Source organism: Paraburkholderia sp. BL6665CI2N2 (assembly GCF_004366535.1).
Taxonomy (GTDB): Bacteria; Pseudomonadota; Gammaproteobacteria; order Burkholderiales; family Burkholderiaceae; genus Paraburkholderia.
This window is the reverse complement of sequence record NZ_SORC01000001.1, coordinates 6,286,896-6,303,981: the sequence shown is the minus strand read 5'-3', so window position 1 is coordinate 6,303,981 and position 17,086 is coordinate 6,286,896. Positions and strand designations below refer to the sequence as shown.

Sequence of the window (17,086 nt, the reverse complement as noted above, 5' to 3'; positions counted from 1 at the left end):
TGGCTTTTTTTCATTCGACCCGGCGTGCCGCGGTTAGTGGCTCGCTTCGTAGCGCATCAGCCGCTTACTTGTTCGGCTGCGGCGTCATGCGCAGATACGGACGCAGCGCCTTGTAGCCCTTCGGGAATTTCTGCTTGATAACTTCCTCGTCCTTCAGCGACGGGACGATAACCACGTCATCGCCCTGCTTCCAGTTGCCCGGCGTGGCGACCGAGTGGCTGTCGGTGAGTTGCAGCGAATCGATCACGCGCAGTACTTCGTCGAAGTTGCGGCCAGTGCTCGCCGGATAGGTAATGATCAGACGCACCTTCTTCTTCGGGTCGATCACGAACAGCGAACGCACCGTGAGCGTCTCATTGGCGTTCGGATGAATCATGTCGTACAGCTCGGCAACCTTGCGATCGCCGTCCGCGAGAATCGGGAAGCCGACGCTGGCGGCTTGAGTCTCGTTAATGTCTTTGATCCACTCTTTGTGCGACTCGGCGCTGTCGACCGACAACGCGATGGTCTTCACATTGCGCTTGTCGAACTCGTCGGCCAGCTTGGCGGTCAAGCCGAGTTCGGTCGTGCAGACCGGTGTGAAGTCGGCCGGATGCGAGAACAACACGCCCCAACTATCGCCCAGCCATTCGTGGAATTTGATCGGGCCGACACTCGACTGCTGCTCGAAATCCGGTGCGATATCGCCAAGACGTAGACTCATTGTGCATCTCCTGTAGGTTTGGACATTGCCGCGCGAGCGTTCACGCGCGGCGCCCCGCAACGATAAAGCATACGGAAGTGACGGTGTATGACGAACCAACATCGCGTCACTACTTTATGCGTTTTTGTAATTTTCACCGATTTGGAGGAAACTTTGCGGGACAGATCAACTCCATCTCAAGCAAACTTCGTCTACACGTTGTGTGGCGACGGCGTTGTTTGTGGCTATGCTTCAAGCGGGAACGGTTCGTGCGATCTTGCCAACCAACCGGGCCCTGTGCTCGCCAGCGGCCGTTTCTTTGGTTACGATTCACGCGTGGCGTGAGACGAAGGGGAGCTGTCAATGTCGGAAATCAACAAGGAGAGATTGATGTCGGATATCAAAACCGTCCTCGCGGACGCTGAAGATCTGCTGAAACAGGCCGCGAGCGCCACCGGCGAGCGCGCTTCCGAATTGCGGGAAACGGCGCTGACGCGCCTGAAACAAGCGAGGGAAAAGGCGGCCGACGTTCAGGTCGTGGTGGTCGAAAAAGGCAAGAAGGCGGCCCGCGCCACGGACGACTACGTGCACGAGCATCCGTGGGCATCCATCGGCATTGCCGCCGGCGCCGGTGTGCTGCTTGGGCTATTGATCAACCGCAAATAACACTGGCGATGCCGCCGGGCGGTTTTCGTCCGGCGCACCAGCGAACCGAGTTGACCGGCGCACGCCTTACCGGTCCGCTTCTTCTGGCGCGCGCGCGCGCCGGTTAGACCTTCACGCGCAACGCCCACAGCCATGACGATCGAAACACAATCGCAGCGCGGAGAACATAGTCCGTTGCGCCGCATAATCGGTTCCGTGTTTGCCATTCTGCAGACGCGGCTGGAACTGGTCGGCATCGAACTCGCCGAAGAAAAGGACCGTTTGCTCGCCGTACTGTTCCTCGGCCTTGCCGCGATGATGCTCGCCACCATGGCCTTGATCGCGCTGACTGCGCTGATCGCCATCGCGTTCTGGGACACCTACCGCTGGCAGGCGCTGGCAGGCATCACCGCGGTCTACGCGATCGCGGGATTAGCCTGTGCGCTGAAAGCGCGCAGTGGTTTGCGCAACGCGCCAATGGTGTTCGAGGCGACCCTCGCAGAGTTTGAAAAAGACCGCGACGTGTTCCGCAAACCGTGACCCGGAAGACGCTGCGGCGTGACATCGCGCCTCGCGTCTTTGGTTCTGCGTCTTGCCTAACAGCCTTGCGCGAATTGCAGCGCCGTTCCGTTGCTCCACCTTCACTGCCGTCGACACGCCATGAGCCAGATCCATTCCGATACCGCGTTCCGTAACAAGCGCCACCAGGCCAAAGATCTGAGCGCACCGCATTTGCGCGCACTGCGCAAGGAGTTGCTGCTGGTCCGCGCGGACGTCGAGCGCATGGAACTCGCTCAGGCGACCATCGAGTTGCGGCAAGCGGTCACGCACTTCAGCTGGCTCAAATTCATTTTGCCGGGCTTCGGCGGCATGCGCGTTGGTAAAGGCTCGAAGGCGAGTTTTCTTAACGCGGGCAGCGTCGGCGCCCTCCTCAAGCAGTATCCGCTTATCAGTTCGATCGCCTCGATCGTGCTTGCCAAGCCGCTGCGCACAACCGTCGTAGCCGGCGCCAAACCGGTGCTCAAGTGGGGCAGCGTTGGGCTTGCCGCGTGGGAAGCCTATCGGATCTGGCAGCAGATGAAGCGGGATTCAGCGGCGTCATCGGGCGGCAACGTTGAGTCGGCGGATAGTCGAGACTGAGGGAAACACCGCGCGGCGTTCCGCCTCGGTTCAGCTCGGTTCGGTTTGCTAGCTCGTATTCCAGCAGTCGCCGCTGGCGGCTGTCGAGGCGGTTGCCGCGGGTTTGTTGCCACGCAGTCCTGTCGCATCGAGCGTGAAAATGCCGCACGTGTCGTCGTGCATCGGCCCGGCTTCACTCGGCGTTGCCTCGATCGCATAGCCACCGTTTGCATCGTCCGCAGGCAGTACGTGCAGGCGATAGACAGCCGTGCCGAATTGCGGCGCCTGATCGAGGCCCGGGGGCAATGTTGGTGCGTTGTCGTTTGCTGCTCCTTCAATGAATTGAGCCGCCCGATAGAGCGCGGACGCCGCGTCGATTCGATGGGTTCGCGCAACATGGCTGCGATACGAAGGCACGGCAAAGACGGCCAGCGTGGCGGCGATCGCCAAGGTGATCATCAACTCGAGCAGCGTGAATCCGGATGCATGCGACTTCATGTCGCCTCCGTCAAAAGGGCCTGGCGGCAACGCGGCGCCAATGACGTTCGATCTTCTCTCCATCGACCACCAGTTCCATTTGCAGCCATACCTGCGATTCGCCGGCGGGCCGAAACCGCGCGAAGTTAATAAATACGCGCGCGCATTGGCACGAGTGGCGAGACGCCAGGCCTCGATCAGACATTGCGGTGCGCGCAGCGATCCTGGCCATTCGGGCACGGGCGTGACGGCTCCTGCTTCGAATGCCGCTGCGAGTTTCCATTGCGCCGGCACGCCGGATGCGACCGGCAGCGGTGCTGCGGACTGCGTGCTCGCGGCCGCGATGACACTGCGGGCGCATAAAGTCAGCGCCGAATCCGCGGCATGAAAGGCCTGCAAGTACTCGCGAACGTTGATGGTGCCGCGCGCAGCCGCCAGTGACGTTTCGAACCAGGCTGCTGAAGTGACCAGCATCATTGATGAAATCAGCAGGACGATAGGCAGCACCACACCCCGTTGGCTGGTGCGCGGCACGGTGCGCCACATTCGGCTGAGGTTTGCCAGGTTTGCCGACTGACCGTGACGTCTCATGCACCTCCCCTCGGTCCTGCACGGCGGATTTCCCATTCGTGGTTTCGTCACAGCGAATCCTCCACGTGATTGCGTATCGCAACACGCCGCGAGAACGCCTGGCGCGGTCGTGAATCCGCACCGAGAGCACTTACGCCATCGCAATCGACATAGCGCGCACGCTGTTGCCCCTGCGGCATGCCGCGTACGAGCACGCAAAGATCGACGGCGACGATCTTCGCCCATTGATCGGCCGTCACCGCCGACGCGTCGATTGCGGTCAGCCCGCCAGCCAGCCAGTACTTGATCCGCAAGCGCTCGATGCCTTCTACCAGCGGCTGCGCGGACCCCGGCTTGCCGTTGCCCTCGCAATAAAGTTCCGGCTCACCGGTCGAACCGCTGACCCTCGCGAAGTACCGGTTGACGACTGGCACGCCCTGGTCGCCGAGCGCGGCGCTGCCGCCAGGGACGGCCTGACCGAGACAGTCGGTCGTTTGCCCGCTGGTCGATGGCCACGTGGAGACGTTGTCCCCCACATAACGGACCGCGACGCCGTCCGAGTGACTGGGCAAGGTCTCGCAGGCGAGGCTATCGTCGGCGCCGACCGGGCGGCCGCCCGAACATCCGAACATCGGCGGCGGACTGTTGTACCGCGCGATGTCCGCGGGTACGAAGCCGGCCATTTGCAATTGCGGGCCGATCAGCGTGAGCGCAGTCAGACCGGCTTCGCGAATCCGCATCGCATCGCTCGCGCGTTCGAATGCGCTCCGCTGCGTCCGGTAGAGCGAGACGGCACCCGCGGTCACCAGCAGCCCCAACGCCATCGCGATCACGAATTCGATCAAGGTATGGCCGTGAGCAGGGTTCGAACGCCGCGTCATTTCGCAAACGCCAGCACGACGCATGAAGAGCCCACGGGCAGATCCGCTCCGCCGCAAGGCGCGGGCTTGTCGATCACATCGTCGGAATGTGGCAAGTCGCGCAGCGATGCCCATGTCACGCGCGCAGCGGACACGCCCCCGATGCCACTCACCGAGGCTTCGCCATGCGGCAAAAGTTTCGCTGCACGCGCGCTCCATTGTCTGGTTGCGGAGTCGCCCGAAGTGGGAGCGCACATGGCCTCCGCGACGGAATCGGCTATCCAGGCAGCATGTTCGCGCAGGGACATCGCGCGGGCCTCGCGCGCGGTCCATAACTGGCCGGCGATCAAACCGAGCGCCGTGACGGCAATCAACGCGACAGCCAGCATGACTTCGATCAATGAACTGCCGACCCACCTGAACTCGCGGCAGCGCGGGTGCGGACTCTGCGGATATCGGCTCATGACGCGGCTCCACATGCGCCCTCAACGATCCGCGCGCGGCCGCCCGCCGCAATGCGAATGCAGCGACGCCACTTGTCTCCTTGTGTCGCCTTCGAGGGTGCACGCGGCGCGATATCGAAACTGCGAAAGGTGCCGATCAATTGGCCCGCCGGCGGCGTGAACGTGAGATTCGTCTGCGTGCCGGCGATGCTCACGGCCGCAAGCAGAGGCTGCGCACGTAATAGCGATAGCGTGCCGCCCCGTTCGGCCAGCACGGCCCAACCGCACGACCAGTCAGCGACGCCGTTGCCGCACGGTTGCCCCGCGGCAAGACAATGCCGCGCTGCGTCGATGCGGCATACGGTGACTCGTGCGCCTCGGCGTAAGGCTTCACTGCGCGCATAAGCGAGCGTCGAGGCAAGCGCCTTCGCGCGGGCGTCGACCTGGTCTCGCACGTGCCACGATACGAATGACGGCGTGGCCATCACAGCGACCACGGCCAGCAGCGCGATAACAGCCAGTGTTTCGACAAGCGTGAAGCCACGATATCGCGGCGGACGGACTGCGTTCCGATTCATCTGCATCCCTGATCGATTCGAAGAATGCAGCCAATCTAGCCGTTTGCAAATCGTCCAACAATCGGCCGAACGGCCAGGTGGCACTCAGACGCTATTCCGCGCAAAAATGCACGCGACGAACCATTACGGCAGCGGGAGATACGGATGCGCGAAACAACGCGGAACAGAACGGGAATTCAAACGCAACGCGCGATGCGACCGCGTTCAGCGCTTGCGGGAAGGCTTGGGAGGAGAAGAGGCGCGGCGAAATTCTTCGATCACGTCTTCGAATTCGGAAACGTCTTCAAAGCGCCGGTAGACGGAAGCAAAACGAACGTAGGCAATGGTATCGAGCGCACGCAATTCATTCATCACGAGCTCGCCCAGGCGCTCGCTGCGCACTTCGCGCTCGCCGCTGCCGAGCAACAGATACTCGATGCGGGCGACCGCGGCGTCGATCGCGTCCGCTGCCACCGGGCGCTTGCGCAGCGCCAGTTGCATGCTCGCGACGATCTTGCGGCGGTCGAATTCAGTACGGCTACCATCCTTCTTGACGACCGACGGCAACGCCAGCTCGACCCGCTCATACGTCGTAAAACGTTTGTCGCAGGCCGGGCAGCGGCGGCGCCGGCGAATCGTCGCGCCGTCTTCGGATACGCGCGAGTCGACGACCTGCGTATCGGCGTGACGGCAGAAGGGGCAATGCATGGCGGCTTAGCGGTAAACGGGGAAGCGCTGCGTCAGCTCAGCGACTTGCCCGCGCACGCGTTCGATCGTGGCGGCGTCTTCCGGATTGTCGAGCACGTCGGCGATCAGGTTACCCACCTGCTCCGCTTCCTTGACGCCGAAGCCGCGCGTGGTCATGGCCGGCGAGCCGAGACGCACGCCGCTCGTCACGAACGGCTTTTCCGGATCGTTCGGGATCGCGTTCTTGTTGACCGTGATGTGAGCAGCGCCCAGCGCGGCTTCCGCAGCCTTGCCGGTGATCTTCTTCGCACGCAGGTCGACGAGCATGACGTGGCTTTCGGTGCGGCCCGACACGATGCGAAGACCGCGCTTGACCAGCGTCTCAGCGAGCACGCGCGCGTTTTCGACGACTTGCTGCTGGTATGCCTTGAATTCCGGCGACAGGGCTTCCTTGAACGCGACAGCCTTGCCGGCGATCACATGCATGAGCGGACCGCCTTGAATGCCTGGGAAAATCGCCGAGTTGATCTGTTTTTCGAACTCGGCCTTCATCAGAATCACGCCGCCGCGCGGGCCACGCAGGCTCTTGTGCGTGGTGGTGGTGACAAAATCGGCGTGCGGCACCGGGTTCGGATAAACACCTGCGGCGATCAGACCGGCGTAATGGGCCATGTCGACCATGAAGTACGCGCCGACCGACTTGGCGATTTTCGACATGCGTTCGAAATCGATACGCAGCGAAAACGCGGACGCCCCCGCCACGATCAGCTTCGGCTTGTGTTCCTGAGCGAGTTTCTCCGCGGCGTCGTAGTCGATGTCTTCGGCTTCGTTCAGACCATAGCTGACCACGTTGAACCACTTGCCCGACATGTTGACCGGCGAACCGTGCGTCAGGTGGCCACCGTGCGCGAGGCTCATGCCCATGATCGTGTCGCCCGGCTTGAGCATGGCGAAAAACACGCCCTGGTTGGCCTGCGAGCCGGAGTTCGGCTGCACGTTCGCGGCTTCGGCGCCGAACAGTTGCTTCACGCGGTCGATCGCCAGCTGCTCGGCGACGTCGACGTACTCGCAGCCGCCGTAATAGCGCTTGCCCGGGTACCCTTCAGCGTACTTGTTCGTGAGTTGCGAGCCTTGTGCAGCCATGACAGCCGGGCTCGTGTAGTTTTCCGACGCGATCAGTTCGATATGCTCTTCCTGACGGCGGTTTTCCTGCTCGATGACCTTCCAGAGTTCAGGATCGACGTTGGCGATGGTGCTTTGGGCTCTGTCAAACATACGGATTCCGTTGAATGTGTTCAGGTTGACCGGATCGTGCGCCGAATCTTGCGTAGAGGGTACGCAGCGCTGCTGGCGGCTGGGCCAGCCCTGACGTGGCGGATGGAGAGTCGCCGCACACGCGAGGCAGGACAGCCACCGTCAGCGCAGATCAATGCGCGCGGATCACGGCTGCCCAGGCGAACGGCAAAACGGCACCCCGCGCTTCACGGTGGGTTGTTCCACCTTGAACCCGGTTGCTTGAACCGGTTCTATCGCCAGTCACGCAGGGATGAGCGCGTTAGTTTATTGGAAGCGGATCGAATAGGCAACCGGGTTCCGGCCACTCCCGCGGGTGCCCGCCAGGCGGCCTCCAGAGCCGTCTCATGCGGCGCACAAACGTCTGAGGAAAACCCCGCAGAGACTCGCGGCGCGTCCTTGCCGCGGCCTCTCGTACGGCTGGTTCATCCTTGCCGCAGCGCCACAATGGAAGTAGGCTTGGGGCCTTTCTCTCCTACCAGCCTGGGAACCACTGCAATGATCGTGTTCGTCACCGGAGCGTCCGCGGGATTCGGCGCCGCCATCGCTCGCGCCTTCGTCAAAGGCGGCCATCGCGTCGTCGCCACTGCTCGCCGCAAGGACCGCCTGCAAGAACTCGCCGACGAACTCGGCGACGCGCTTTTGCCGTACGAGCTCGACGTGCGCGACCGCGTCGCCGTCGAAGCCGTGCCGGCCTCGCTGCCGGCCGATTTCGCCGCCGTCGACGTGCTGGTCAACAATGCCGGCCTTGCCCTCGGCATCGAACCGGCGCAGAAAGCGAATCTCGACGAATGGAACACCATGATCGAGACCAATTGCACAGGGCTCGTTCAAGTCACGCATGCCCTCCTGCCCGGCATGGTGGAGCGCAATCGCGGCCACATTTTCAATCTCGGCTCGGCAGCCGGCAGCTGGCCGTACGCAGGCGGCAACGTCTACGGGGCCACAAAGGCGTTCGTGCATCAGTTCAGCCTGAATCTGCGCGCCGATGTCGCCGGCACCGCACTGCGGGTGACGAACGTCGAGCCGGGCCTGTGCGGCGGCACCGAATTCTCGAACGTGCGTTTTCGCGGCGACGACGCGAAGGCCGGCAAAATGTACGAAAACGTGCAGCCGCTGACGCCTGAAGACATCGCCGACTCGATCTACTGGATCGCCACGCGCCCGGCGCACGTCAACATCAACACGATCGAACTGATGCCGGTGGCGCAATCGTTCTCCGCATTGTCCGTCCATCGCGGCTGAAATCCCGGCTGAAGCCCGCCGGACGGGGCGCACATCTTGAAACAGACCTGCGGGTGTGCGTTCCGGTAAAATGCGCCGCATGAATATGTCGACCAGCCAGCCCGGCGAGGAAATCGGCCACACGTGGCCAATCCGGGTGTACTACGAAGATACCGACGCCGGCGGCATCGTGTTTTACGCGAATTACCTAAAATTTTTCGAACGTGCGCGCACCGAGTGGCTGCGCGCGTGCGGTGTCGACCAGAATCGGCTCGCGGACGAAGCGGGCGCGATTTTCATCGTCCGCAGCACGGCGGTCGATTATCGGGCGCCGGCCCGGCTAGACGACATGGTCAACGTGGTCAGCCGGATCGAGCGGCTCGGCAGAGCGTCGGTCGATTTCGCGCAGGAAGCGTGGCGGGACGGCACGCTGCTTGCTACCGGTTCCATCCGGGTCGGCTGCGTGGACCGCATTGCGCTGCGGCCGACCGCGATTCCTTCGCCGGTTCTCGCTGCCTTGCGGCGTGGGCCGGGCGCGAGCGAGCCCGGCGTGTCAACGGATAAAGACTGAACCCCGTTGTTATGGGGCCAGTGAACTCGTAACGATCAAGCAACACAAAGCATGGTTCGGCTTGCAATATCGCCGATGCTTCCGTTTTGCTCACGGCAAGCTTCGAGTGGCCTTGCAGCCGGACGCCCCCTTCCGGGACGTTAAAACGAACCTTTATGAACACTACACAAGATCTGTCGATCGTTTCACTCGTACTCAACGCAAGCCTGCTGGCGCAGGCTGTCATGGCTCTGCTGCTGTTGCTGTCGCTGCTGTCGTGGACTTTCATCTTCCGCAAGTGGTTTGCGATCCGCCGGGCGCGGGCGCAAACTGAGCGTTTCGAACGCGATTTCTGGTCGGGCGGCGACCTGCAGGCGCTTTATCAAAGCGCCGCGAACAACCGGCACACCATCGGCGCACTGGAACGGATTTTCGAGTCCGGCATGCGTGAATTCCTGAAAGGCAAGGAAAAGCGCCTGAACGATCCGGGCGCGATTCTCGACGGCGCACGGCGCGCCATGCGTGCCGCGTTCCAGCGTGAAATGGACGTGCTCGAAGCCAATCTCGCGTTTCTCGCGTCGGTCGGTTCGGTCAGCCCGTATATCGGTCTGTTCGGCACGGTGTGGGGGATCATGAATGCGTTCCGCGGCCTCGCCAACGTGCAGCAGGCCACGCTCGCCAACGTCGCGCCGGGCATTGCCGAAGCGCTGACCGCCACCGCGATCGGCCTGTTCGCCGCGATTCCGGCCGTGGTTGCCTACAACCGTTACGCGCACGATATCGACCGCCTGGCAATCCGCTTCGAAACCTTCATCGAAGAGTTCTCGAACATCCTGCAGCGTCAGGCACAGTAAGGAGTCCACGATGGCAGGCTCTCGCTCCTCCAGCATGCGCGGCAGCCGCTCGCGCCGCGCGATGGCCGACATCAACGTCGTGCCGTACATCGACGTGATGCTCGTGCTGCTCGTGATCTTCATGGTGACCGCGCCGCTCGTGGCCCCGTCGATCGTCAATCTGCCGACCGTCGGCGGCGCCGCGCCGCAGCAGCAAACGCCGCCCGTGATCGTGAACATTCGCGCGGACGGCAACATGAGCGTCAAGTACAAGGATGATTCGGGTGCGCAACAGCAGGAGAACATGACGAAAGCCGATCTGAACGGCTTCATCGCCGATCGCGCGCAATCGCATCCTGATCAGCCCGTCGTGATCGCCGCCGACAAGACCGTCAAGTACGAAGTCGTAATGAACGTGATGTCCGAACTGAAAGCTCGCGGCGTCAAGCGCGTTGGATTGCTCGTCAAATCGCAATGATCCGCAAGAATTCCGAATACCCGCTCCAGCCACCGCGTGAACGCGGCACCGGGCGAGCCTTTGCATTCGCGCTGGTGATGCACGCGCTGCTCGGGTTCTTCCTGTACCACGGCATTCAGTGGCAAAACAGTACTCCCGAAGGCGCGGAAGCGGAGCTGTGGACAGAAGTGCCGGATACGGCGATCCCGCGTCCCGTGCCGCCGCCTGTGCCCGTGCCCGCGGCCCCTGCCCCGCCGGTGCGAGACGAACAGGCCGACATCGCGCTGCAGGAAAAGAAACGTCAGCAGCAGGAAGCGGCTCGCGAGGCGCAGTTGGCTGAACAGCAACGTCAGCAGAAACTGCAGGCGCAGCAGGAAGCCGAGGCGAAGCGTCAGCAACAACTTGCTGCGGAGCAGGCGGCGCAACTCGCCGCGCAGAAAGCCGCGGCAGCCAAACAGAAGCAGCAGCAACAGCAGGCCGACAAGCAGAAGCAACAGCAATTGGCTGAGCAGCAAAAGCAGCAGCAGTTGAAAGAACAGCAGCTGAAAGAGCAGCAGCAGGAACAGCAGAAGCAGGCCGAGGCCGAAGCGCAGAAAAAAGCCGACGCGCAGAAAGCCGCGAAGGCCAAAGCGCAAGCCGACGCCGCGGCGCAAGCGAAGAAGCTGGATGCCGAACGTCGCGCACGACTCGCGCAAATGCAAGGCCTCGCGACCGGTGGCACCGGCTCGACCACCAGCGACGGGCTGGGCAAGAGCGGCACGGGCAGCGGCTCGGGTGGCACGGCGGCGTCGCCGGGGTTTAACGATAAGGTACAACGACGCGTTCATCCGAACGTCATCTGGTCAGGGCCGACCGAAGGACTTGCAACCGAGATATCTGTGCGTTGTGCTCCGTCCGGCACCATCCTTAGCGCAGCAATCAAGCGAAGCAGCGGCAACCCCGAATGGGACGCCGCAGCACTCCGCGCAGTTCGGCAGTCCGACCCGTTGCCACAGGACACGGATGGAAAGACACCTGCAAGCTTTACGATAAGAATGGTGCCTGCGGGGTAGTTGCGGGCACTTGAGCCGTATGCATGGGAACGAATCCGGCGTTCCACAGTCTTTCAGCTGTCGATAAATGTTCAAATTTTGTTTTTTTGGGAACCCATACAGCATGAGTTTGATGACCAAGCTAGGCCTACGGACACTCGTGGCGTCGTGCCTTATTGCCGTCGGAGGCGCTGCACACGCGGAACTAACAGTCCTCGTGACAGGCGTCGGGTCCACCCAGTTTCCAATCGCAACGGCAAACTTCGCCAATGAAGCGAACTCGCCGCAGCAAGTCAGCACGATCGTGCGTCAGGATCTCCAACGCAGCGGCAAATTCACGAACATCGACGCGGGCTCCACGCCGGTCGCCGAAACGGATTCCGTCGACCTCGGCAGTTGGAAGGCCAAAGGCGCTAACGCGTTCGTGTCGGGCAGCGTGAACCGTCTGCCGAACGGCCAGTACGAAGTGCGCTTCAAGCTGTACGACACCGTCAAGGGCGAAAGCCTCGGCGGCCTCGTGCTGGTGAGCCCGGAAAGCGGCTTGCGCATGAGCGCGCACAAGGTCGCGGACTACATCTACGCGAAGCTGATGGGTGGCCGCGGCGTGTTCGCCACGCGCCTGTCGTACGTCATCAAAACGGGCGGCCGTTATCAATTGCAGATCTCCGATTCGGACGGCCAGGACGCGCATATCGCGCTGTCGAGCCCCGAGCCGATCATCTCGCCGGCATGGTCGCCTGACGGCACCAAGGTCGCTTACGTCTCGTTCGAAAAGAAGAAGCCGATCGTCTACATCCACGATCTGCCCACGGGCCGCCGTATCGTCGTGTCGGACCAGAAGGGTAACAACAGTGCGCCGGCATGGTCGCCGGACGGACGCACGCTAGCCGTCGCGCTCTCGCGCACCGGCAACACGCAGATTTTCGCCGTCAACGCGGACGGCAGCGGGCTGCGCCGTCTCACGCAAGGCAGCTCGATCGACACCGAACCGTGCTTCTCGCCTGACGGCCAGTCGATCTACTTCACCAGCGACCGTGGCGGCCAGCCGCAGATCTACAAGATGCCGGCGCAAGGTGAAAACGCCGGCGCCGCGCAACGCGTCACGTTCACGGGCAGCTACAACACGAGCCCGCGCGTGAGCCCGGACGGCAAACAGCTCGCTTATATCTCGCGCGTCGGCGGCGGGTTCAAGCTGTATATCCAGGACCTGCAGGGCAACACCGCCACAGGCCTGACGGACACGACACATGACGAATCGCCGAGCTTCGCGGCGAACGGTCAGTACATTCTTTACGCCACACAGGTGAACGGCCGTGGCGTGTTGGCCGCAGTATCGACCGACGGTCGCACTCGGCAGGTCCTGTCCGTTCAGGGTGGCAGCGTACGCGAGCCATCCTGGGGCCCGTTTATGCAATAACGTTGATGCAATAACACAAGGAGAGTACTCAAATGATGTCAAAACTTCGCTTCGCTTTCGCCGTATTGATGGTCGGTGCACTGGCAGCATGTCACTCGGGCGTCAAGCTCGATGAAAACGCTAACAAGGGTGGCACGGTTTCGGCGCAGCCGAACCCGAACGACGTCGCAACGGTCAATGTCGACCCGCTGAACGATCCGAACAGCCCGCTCGCCAAGCGCAGCATCTACTTCGACTTCGACAGCTACTCGGTCAAGGACGACTATCAATCGCTGCTGCAACAACACGCGCAATACCTGAAGAGCCATCCGCAACGCCACGTCCTGATCCAGGGCAACACCGACGAACGCGGCACCAGCGAGTACAACCTGGCACTCGGCCAGAAGCGTGCTGAAGCCGTGCGCCGTTCGCTGTCGCTGATGGGCGTGACGGACTCGCAAATGGAAGCCGTGAGCCTCGGCAAGGAAAAGCCGCAAGCTACGGGTCATGACGAATCGTCGTGGGCACAAAACCGCCGCGCCGACCTCGTGTACCAACAGTAAGTAACGGGTGATGAGCCGAATGACGCATCGTTTCTCCTGGCTGCGCTTTGCCGCAGCGGCCTGCGTCGCGGGCACGGCCTTCGCGGCCGTGCCTGCGCATGCGGGCATCTTCGACGACGATCAGGCCCGTCAGGCTATTCTCGATCTGCGTTCGAAGACCGATAGCCTGTCGAGTCAGTTGTCGGCCGCGCAGCGCACCATCCTCGATCAGTCCAACCGTCTCGACCAGTTGAATCAGCAGGTCGCGACGCTGCGTGGGCAGAACGAGGACATGGCCAACCAGCTCGCCACCGTGCAGAAGCAGCAAAAGGACTACTACACCGATCTGGACACGCGCCTGAAGAAATTCGAGCCGCAGCAGCAGACGGTGGACGGCGTCCAGGGCGAGGTGCAGCCGGGTGAGACCGATTCGTTCAACGCGGCTTCACAGCAATTCCGCAACGGCGACTTCAAGAATGCGGCGGCATCGTTCCGCGCTTTCATCTCCAAGTTCCCGAACAGCCCATATCAGCCGACCGCGCAGTACTGGCTCGGCAACGCGCTGTATGCACTGCGCGACTACAAGGGTTCGACGGCAACCTGGCAGGGTGTGGTGCAGAAATATCCGCAGCATCCGCGGGCGCCGGAAGCGCTGCTGGCAATTGCTAACAATCAGCTCGAGCAAGGTCAGAAGGCTGCGGCCAAGAAGACGCTGGAGCAGATCGTCGCGCAATATGGCGGCTCGGACGTCGCGCAGTCGGCACAGAGCAAACTGTCGCAGATCAAGTAGTTTGGTGGTATTACTCGAGTAGTTGGCAGTAACGCGCAGTGACCGACGTCATAGCCACGCGCGCCTCTCGCTGAAAAGCCCGGGCGGTCTGCCCGGGCTTTTCACTATTTGAAATGCGGATCGGTGCGATGGGTTGACAGCGCGCCGAAGCTATCGCTATAATTTCGCTTCTCTTTTGGGTCGTTAGCTCAGCTGGTAGAGCAGCGGACTTTTAATCCGTTGGTCACAGGTTCGAATCCCGTACGGCCTACCAAAAGATTCAAGGGCTTGCACGCATTAGCGTGCGAGCCCTTTTCTTTTTGCGGCTCGGGTTGCGCAATGCAATCCCGCGAGACCGCTCGCGAAATTTATATCATAGCGACATATATTCACCGATCTAGCTGCAGACCTTTCCCGCAACACTCACCACCATTTCCCACAGCACGACCGGCGTTTTCCCGCGCCAACGCTATTGCCACAGACAGGAAACAACGGACTCCGAACTGAACATTTATTGAGACATAAAGACGTGCAATGATCGCCGCCGGTCCAGCGAAACACGCTGCGACTCTGCGTGAGCAGACGCTTTGGCAACGCCGCAGCCCCCTGCGCTTTCATTTCACCCATATGACTAATTTTCTGTTCGATCTGTTCTCGAACCTGGCTCTGCTTGCCTTCGTGCTGGCCGTCTGTCACCTGTGCAACCGCTTCGTCCCAGGCGCGTCGCTCAATGGCTCGCATATATTCGCCGCGCTGGCATCGGCCGCATGCCTGCTCGATGCTGCGCTGACCTTTTTAGTGTTCGCCGATTCGCAGAGTCGCTACGGTCAGTTCAGCACATCGACTGCGTTTTTCGAGCGCAGCGGCGCATACCTGCTCGCGATCATCGTGGCTCTCACCTGGCGTCGCGCTGCACGCCGCGCGAAAGTCGGCGCCGACAAGCCGCTCGTCATCCACACTTCGCCGTATTCGAAATCGAATCTGCCGATGTAAGGCACGACAGTCGTCAACGCAATGAACGCGTGCGCTGAATCGCCTGCTTTTCCCGCCAGACACGCCATATCAGCCACTGGAACGGTCCTTGCGGATGCCCGCGCCGTCGCCTATAACGTCCGAAGACCGAGTGTTACCTGAGTTACCGTTTGCGCCCGTCGCCGGGCATTTGCCGCTGTATTGCACCACCGCAGTTCAATCAGTCGAAGGCAACTCACCCAACGAGGAACATCTTGGATCTCGAAACCGTACGCGTGTTCATCATGACCCGAGGCATCGACCTCGGCACCAAGGTTGTCGGAGCAATCGTCCTTTGGATCGTCGGCCGGTGGCTCATCGGTCTGATTATCGGACTACTGCGCAAAGTGCTCGCGCGCAACGGCCGGGTCGATCCCACGCTGGCGCATTACCTCGGCTCGATTCTGGGCGCACTGCTGAACCTGCTGCTGATCCTCGCGATCCTGCAGGTGTTCGGTGTCCAGACGACGTCGTTCGCCGCGCTGCTCGCTGGCCTCGGCCTCGCGATCGGCACGGCCTGGGGCGGTCTGCTCGCCCACTTCGCGGCGGGCGTATTCATGCAGGTATTGCGTCCGTTCAAGGTCGGCGATTTCGTCACGGCGGGCGGCGTCACCGGCACGGTTTCGGAGTTGGGTCTATTCGGCACGACCATCGTGACGCCGGATAACGTGACCACCATCGTCGGCAATAACAAGATCTTTTCCGACACCATCTCGAACTACAGCATTCTCCCGGTGCGGCGCGTCGAGTTGACGGCGAAGATCGCCAACGGCGTCGATCCGACGGACGCGATGAACCGGTTGAAGGCGGCCGTCACGCAGATTCCGAACGTGGCCGAGAGTCCCGCGCCGGACATCGAAGTATTGACCTTCACGCCGGAAGGCCCCCTGCTTTGTGTGCGGCCCTACACGAGCAATGAGCACTATTGGCAGGTCTACTTCGACACCAATCGCGCGATCATCCAGACGTTCAAGGAAGCCGGCTACCCGACGCCGGAAACGCCGCTGGCGCCGCGTGCGGTGACCTGAGCATCGTCGAGCCGCGTGAATGGCTCGTGTCGCCAATTGTTAGATTCACAAGATTCACAAGCACCAAAAAAAAACGGCGCCGCGAAATTCGCGACGCCGTTTTCATCCGGATACCTCTGGGACAAAAACCTCAGCGGCTGCTCGGATTCGACGTGTTCTTGCGCATCATCTTCCACACCGCTCCGAGCACGACAGGCACGACCGCCGCGCCGATGCCCACCAGCACGATCACATTCAGATACTGACGGATAAACGGAATGTTGCCGAAGAAGTAGCCGAGCAACGTCAGCAGCAACACCCAGAAGAATGCGCCGGCAAAGTTGAACAACTGGAACCGGCTCACGGTCATTTCCGATGCACCCGCAACGAAGGGCGCGAAGGTCCGCACCACCGGAATGAAACGCGCCAGCACGATGGTTTTGCCGCCATGCTTCTCGTAGAAATTGTGCGTCTTCTGCAGCGCGCTGCGATCGAGAAAGCGTTCGAGAAAAGGAATGTGCGAATTGAACACCCGCGGCCCAATGGCCCGCCCGATCATATAGTTGACGGTATTGCCGGCGATGGCCGCCACGAGCAGCAAAACGATCAGCAAACCAATGTTCATCTCGCCGGTCGCGCAAAAAGCGCCGCCGATGAACAGCAGCGAATCGCCCGGCAGAAACGGCAGGACCACGAGCCCGGTTTCGCAGAACACGATCAGAAACAGCACTGCGTAGACCCAGGCGCCGTAGACATGAATGAAGTCTCCGAGGAACTTGTCGATGTGCAAGACAAGGTTGACGAAATGTAGCAACGTGTCCAAAGAGAATCCTTTATGAAGCGAATATGACGATGGCAAGAACAGCCGTGTGACCAGGCCTGTTAGCGATGGCGGCCAGCGCTCACTCGCCGCCGGAAATTGACCGCGTCATG

General features: G+C 61.7%; 22 protein-coding genes, 1 tRNA gene, 1 pseudogene and 1 riboswitch. Of the genes and pseudogenes, 15 read left to right on the top strand and 9 right to left on the bottom strand.

The window, feature by feature from the left end; genetic code table 11:
* Window positions 1–64 precede the first annotated feature (64 nt).
* Entirely contained in the window at window positions 65–703 is a 639-nt protein-coding gene (locus B0G81_RS28390) for a peroxiredoxin (RefSeq protein WP_106284465.1), read from the bottom strand.
* Window positions 704–790: 87 nt separating this feature from the next.
* Here B0G81_RS28390 and B0G81_RS43835 point away from each other — a divergent pair, with 87 nt between their 5' ends.
* The 4 genes from B0G81_RS43835 to B0G81_RS28375 all read left to right on the top strand — a co-directional run bounded on the left by B0G81_RS43835 (window position 791) and on the right by B0G81_RS28375 (window position 2,467).
* Window positions 791–1,027, top strand: coding sequence for a hypothetical protein (locus B0G81_RS43835; RefSeq protein WP_166679070.1), 237 nt, complete (start codon window positions 791–793; stop codon window positions 1,025–1,027).
* A gap of 18 nt (window positions 1,028–1,045) precedes the next feature.
* On the top strand, window positions 1,046–1,348 hold the full coding sequence (locus B0G81_RS28385; protein ID WP_011486909.1) for a DUF883 family protein: 303 nt from the start codon (window positions 1,046–1,048) through the stop codon (window positions 1,346–1,348).
* Between the two features lie 132 nt (window positions 1,349–1,480).
* Window positions 1,481–1,867 carry a phage holin family protein gene (locus B0G81_RS28380; protein WP_106284466.1) on the top strand — a complete coding sequence of 129 codons (387 nt, stop codon included), beginning with the start codon at window positions 1,481–1,483 and terminating at the stop codon, window positions 1,865–1,867.
* 120 nt (window positions 1,868–1,987) lie between these two features.
* Complete coding sequence (locus B0G81_RS28375; RefSeq protein WP_134139815.1) at window positions 1,988–2,467, top strand: DUF3318 domain-containing protein; 480 nt, start codon at window positions 1,988–1,990, stop codon at window positions 2,465–2,467.
* A 48-nt stretch (window positions 2,468–2,515) separates the two neighbouring features.
* Here the strand turns inward: B0G81_RS28375 and B0G81_RS28370 are convergent, their stop codons facing one another.
* From B0G81_RS28370 to glyA, 7 genes and pseudogenes are all read right to left on the bottom strand, one after another.
* Window positions 2,516–2,944, bottom strand: a complete 429-nt coding sequence (locus tag B0G81_RS28370) for a type IV pilin protein (RefSeq protein ID WP_134139807.1) — start codon at window positions 2,942–2,944, stop codon at window positions 2,516–2,518.
* A 10-nt stretch (window positions 2,945–2,954) separates the two neighbouring features.
* A pseudogene (locus tag B0G81_RS28365) lies at window positions 2,955–3,469 on the bottom strand (hypothetical protein).
* A 92-nt stretch (window positions 3,470–3,561) separates the two neighbouring features.
* The gene (locus tag B0G81_RS28360; protein WP_134139804.1) at window positions 3,562–4,374 is read right to left on the bottom strand and encodes a PilW family protein; all 813 of its coding nucleotides are present in this window, start codon (window positions 4,372–4,374) and stop codon (window positions 3,562–3,564) included.
* Window positions 4,371–4,817 (bottom strand): hypothetical protein, encoded by a 447-nt coding sequence (locus tag B0G81_RS28355; protein WP_134139801.1) that lies wholly within the window; start codon window positions 4,815–4,817, stop codon window positions 4,371–4,373. Before B0G81_RS28355 ends, B0G81_RS28360 begins: the two co-directional genes overlap by 4 nt.
* Window positions 4,814–5,374, bottom strand: coding sequence for a GspH/FimT family pseudopilin (locus B0G81_RS28350; RefSeq protein ID WP_243856600.1), 561 nt, complete (start codon window positions 5,372–5,374; stop codon window positions 4,814–4,816). Before B0G81_RS28350 ends, B0G81_RS28355 begins: the two co-directional genes overlap by 4 nt.
* A gap of 204 nt (window positions 5,375–5,578) precedes the next feature.
* Window positions 5,579–6,061 (bottom strand): transcriptional regulator NrdR, encoded by a 483-nt coding sequence (gene nrdR, locus B0G81_RS28345; protein WP_012431825.1) that lies wholly within the window; start codon window positions 6,059–6,061, stop codon window positions 5,579–5,581.
* A gap of 6 nt (window positions 6,062–6,067) precedes the next feature.
* Window positions 6,068–7,315 carry a serine hydroxymethyltransferase gene (gene glyA, locus B0G81_RS28340; RefSeq protein WP_012431824.1) on the bottom strand — a complete coding sequence of 416 codons (1,248 nt, stop codon included), beginning with the start codon at window positions 7,313–7,315 and terminating at the stop codon, window positions 6,068–6,070.
* Between the two features lie 166 nt (window positions 7,316–7,481).
* Window positions 7,482–7,590, bottom strand: a riboswitch (ZMP/ZTP riboswitch).
* Between the two features lie 241 nt (window positions 7,591–7,831).
* Here glyA and ydfG point away from each other — a divergent pair.
* The 11 genes from ydfG (at window position 7,832) to B0G81_RS28280 (ending at window position 16,174) form a co-directional block, all read left to right on the top strand.
* A complete protein-coding gene (ydfG, locus tag B0G81_RS28330; protein ID WP_116148669.1) occupies window positions 7,832–8,578 on the top strand; it encodes a bifunctional NADP-dependent 3-hydroxy acid dehydrogenase/3-hydroxypropionate dehydrogenase YdfG in 747 nt (248 codons plus the stop codon).
* A 70-nt stretch (window positions 8,579–8,648) separates the two neighbouring features.
* A complete protein-coding gene (gene ybgC / locus B0G81_RS28325) occupies window positions 8,649–9,128 on the top strand; it encodes a tol-pal system-associated acyl-CoA thioesterase (RefSeq protein ID WP_134139797.1) in 480 nt (159 codons plus the stop codon).
* 155 nt (window positions 9,129–9,283) lie between these two features.
* The gene (gene tolQ, locus B0G81_RS28320; protein ID WP_007179119.1) at window positions 9,284–9,961 is read left to right on the top strand and encodes a protein TolQ; all 678 of its coding nucleotides are present in this window, start codon (window positions 9,284–9,286) and stop codon (window positions 9,959–9,961) included.
* Between the two features lie 10 nt (window positions 9,962–9,971).
* Window positions 9,972–10,418, top strand: a complete 447-nt coding sequence (tolR, locus tag B0G81_RS28315; RefSeq protein ID WP_012431820.1) for a protein TolR — start codon at window positions 9,972–9,974, stop codon at window positions 10,416–10,418.
* A complete protein-coding gene (gene tolA / locus B0G81_RS28310) occupies window positions 10,415–11,449 on the top strand; it encodes a cell envelope integrity protein TolA (protein WP_134139794.1) in 1,035 nt (344 codons plus the stop codon). Before tolR ends, tolA begins: the two co-directional genes overlap by 4 nt.
* A 103-nt stretch (window positions 11,450–11,552) precedes the next feature.
* Window positions 11,553–12,845, top strand: coding sequence for a Tol-Pal system beta propeller repeat protein TolB (tolB, locus tag B0G81_RS28305; protein ID WP_134139792.1), 1,293 nt, complete (start codon window positions 11,553–11,555; stop codon window positions 12,843–12,845).
* A 32-nt stretch (window positions 12,846–12,877) separates the two neighbouring features.
* Window positions 12,878–13,387, top strand: a complete 510-nt coding sequence (gene pal / locus B0G81_RS28300; RefSeq protein ID WP_012431817.1) for a peptidoglycan-associated lipoprotein Pal — start codon at window positions 12,878–12,880, stop codon at window positions 13,385–13,387.
* A gap of 19 nt (window positions 13,388–13,406) precedes the next feature.
* A complete protein-coding gene (gene ybgF, locus B0G81_RS28295) occupies window positions 13,407–14,156 on the top strand; it encodes a tol-pal system protein YbgF (protein WP_106284476.1) in 750 nt (249 codons plus the stop codon).
* A 177-nt stretch (window positions 14,157–14,333) separates the two neighbouring features.
* Window positions 14,334–14,409, top strand: a tRNA-Lys gene (locus tag B0G81_RS28290).
* Between the two features lie 353 nt (window positions 14,410–14,762).
* Window positions 14,763–15,128 (top strand): hypothetical protein, encoded by a 366-nt coding sequence (locus tag B0G81_RS28285; protein WP_134139790.1) that lies wholly within the window; start codon window positions 14,763–14,765, stop codon window positions 15,126–15,128.
* 233 nt (window positions 15,129–15,361) lie between these two features.
* Window positions 15,362–16,174, top strand: coding sequence for a mechanosensitive ion channel family protein (locus B0G81_RS28280; RefSeq protein WP_134139788.1), 813 nt, complete (start codon window positions 15,362–15,364; stop codon window positions 16,172–16,174).
* 130 nt (window positions 16,175–16,304) lie between these two features.
* Here B0G81_RS28280 and B0G81_RS28275 read toward each other — a convergent pair whose 3' ends face one another.
* A complete protein-coding gene (locus tag B0G81_RS28275) occupies window positions 16,305–16,976 on the bottom strand; it encodes a DedA family protein (RefSeq protein ID WP_134139786.1) in 672 nt (223 codons plus the stop codon).
* Window positions 16,977–17,086: the final 110 nt, after the last annotated feature.

Excerpts from the sequence above, each read along its gene's own strand:
- B0G81_RS28285 (WP_134139790.1), top strand. The coding sequence starts at position 14,763 with ATGACTAATTTTCTGTTCGATCTGTTCTCGAACCTGGCTCTGCTTGCC.
- B0G81_RS28390 (WP_106284465.1), bottom strand. The coding sequence starts at position 703 with ATGAGTCTACGTCTTGGCGATATCGCACCGGATTTCGAGCAGCAGTCG.
- B0G81_RS28375 (WP_134139815.1), top strand. The coding sequence starts at position 1,988 with ATGAGCCAGATCCATTCCGATACCGCGTTCCGTAACAAGCGCCACCAG.
- nrdR (WP_012431825.1), bottom strand. The coding sequence starts at position 6,061 with ATGCATTGCCCCTTCTGCCGTCACGCCGATACGCAGGTCGTCGACTCG.
- tolR (WP_012431820.1), top strand. The coding sequence starts at position 9,972 with ATGGCAGGCTCTCGCTCCTCCAGCATGCGCGGCAGCCGCTCGCGCCGC.
- B0G81_RS28380 (WP_106284466.1), top strand. The coding sequence starts at position 1,481 with ATGACGATCGAAACACAATCGCAGCGCGGAGAACATAGTCCGTTGCGC.
- tolB (WP_134139792.1), top strand. The coding sequence starts at position 11,553 with ATGAGTTTGATGACCAAGCTAGGCCTACGGACACTCGTGGCGTCGTGC.
- pal (WP_012431817.1), top strand. The coding sequence starts at position 12,878 with ATGATGTCAAAACTTCGCTTCGCTTTCGCCGTATTGATGGTCGGTGCA.
- B0G81_RS28350 (WP_243856600.1), bottom strand. The coding sequence starts at position 5,374 with ATGAATCGGAACGCAGTCCGTCCGCCGCGATATCGTGGCTTCACGCTT.
- glyA (WP_012431824.1), bottom strand. The coding sequence starts at position 7,315 with ATGTTTGACAGAGCCCAAAGCACCATCGCCAACGTCGATCCTGAACTC.
- ydfG (WP_116148669.1), top strand. The coding sequence starts at position 7,832 with ATGATCGTGTTCGTCACCGGAGCGTCCGCGGGATTCGGCGCCGCCATC.
- B0G81_RS28385 (WP_011486909.1), top strand. The coding sequence starts at position 1,046 with ATGTCGGAAATCAACAAGGAGAGATTGATGTCGGATATCAAAACCGTC.
- B0G81_RS28360 (WP_134139804.1), bottom strand. The coding sequence starts at position 4,374 with ATGACGCGGCGTTCGAACCCTGCTCACGGCCATACCTTGATCGAATTC.
- B0G81_RS28370 (WP_134139807.1), bottom strand. The coding sequence starts at position 2,944 with ATGAAGTCGCATGCATCCGGATTCACGCTGCTCGAGTTGATGATCACC.
- ybgC (WP_134139797.1), top strand. The coding sequence starts at position 8,649 with ATGCGCCGCATGAATATGTCGACCAGCCAGCCCGGCGAGGAAATCGGC.
- tolQ (WP_007179119.1), top strand. The coding sequence starts at position 9,284 with ATGAACACTACACAAGATCTGTCGATCGTTTCACTCGTACTCAACGCA.
- ybgF (WP_106284476.1), top strand. The coding sequence starts at position 13,407 with ATGACGCATCGTTTCTCCTGGCTGCGCTTTGCCGCAGCGGCCTGCGTC.
- tolA (WP_134139794.1), top strand. The coding sequence starts at position 10,415 with ATGATCCGCAAGAATTCCGAATACCCGCTCCAGCCACCGCGTGAACGC.
- B0G81_RS43835 (WP_166679070.1), top strand. The coding sequence starts at position 791 with ATGACGAACCAACATCGCGTCACTACTTTATGCGTTTTTGTAATTTTC.
- B0G81_RS28355 (WP_134139801.1), bottom strand. The coding sequence starts at position 4,817 with ATGAGCCGATATCCGCAGAGTCCGCACCCGCGCTGCCGCGAGTTCAGG.